The sequence below is a fragment of the Ensifer adhaerens genome (assembly GCF_002007205.1).
GTDB classification, from domain to species: domain Bacteria; phylum Pseudomonadota; class Alphaproteobacteria; order Rhizobiales; family Rhizobiaceae; genus Ensifer; species Ensifer adhaerens_D.
Genome location: NZ_LAZS01000013.1, coordinates 1 through 710, shown reverse-complemented (window position 1 = coordinate 710; position 710 = coordinate 1). Strand labels below are relative to the sequence as shown.

At 65.5% G+C, this 710-nt stretch carries 2 protein-coding genes; both read left to right on the top strand.

What is annotated here, in order from left to right:
- On the top strand, positions 1-358 hold a 358-nt coding region (locus XB14_RS30235; RefSeq protein WP_210190061.1), incomplete at its 5' end, for an electron transfer flavoprotein subunit alpha/FixB family protein.
- Positions 359-447: 89 nt separating this feature from the next.
- A partial coding sequence (locus XB14_RS30230) for an alcohol dehydrogenase catalytic domain-containing protein (protein WP_179119712.1) occupies positions 448-710 on the top strand: 263 nt, incomplete at its 3' end.

The following is a 710-nucleotide window of genomic DNA, read 5'->3' as shown; positions in this document are numbered from 1 at the left end:
GTCTGCCAAGATCATCATCTCCGGCGGCCGCGCGCTCGGCTCGTCCGAGAAGTTCCAGGAAGTGATCCTGCCGGTGGCCGACAAGCTCGGTGCTGCCGTCGGCGCGTCGCGCGCTGCCGTCGACGCCGGTTACGCCCCGAACGACTGGCAGGTCGGCCAGACCGGCAAGGTCGTCGCCCCCGATCTCTACATCGCCTGCGGCATTTCCGGTGCCATCCAGCACCTGGCCGGCATGAAGGACAGCAAGGTCATCGTCGCGATCAACAAGGACGAAGAGGCGCCGATCTTCCAGGTCGCCGACTACGGCCTGGTTGCCGATCTCTTCGACGCCCTGCCGGAAGTCGAGAAGGCGCTCTAACGCGTTTTGGCGCGATCGGGATCATTATGAGGCCGGGCGCTGCGCGCCCGGACGAGCCCGCAATTCACAAACAACAAGAGGATCAAACGATGGATGTACGCGCCGCCGTTGCCGTTCAGGCAGGCAAGCCGCTCGAGGTCATGACGGTTCAGCTCGAAGGCCCGCGGGCCGGCGAAGTGCTGATCGAGGTCAAGGCGACCGGCATCTGCCACACCGACGACTTCACGCTGTCGGGCGCCGATCCGGAAGGCCTGTTCCCGGCGATCCTCGGCCATGAGGGTGCCGGCATCGTCGTCGACGTCGGCCCGGGTGTCACCTCGGTGAAGAAGGGCGACCATGTCATTCCGCTCTA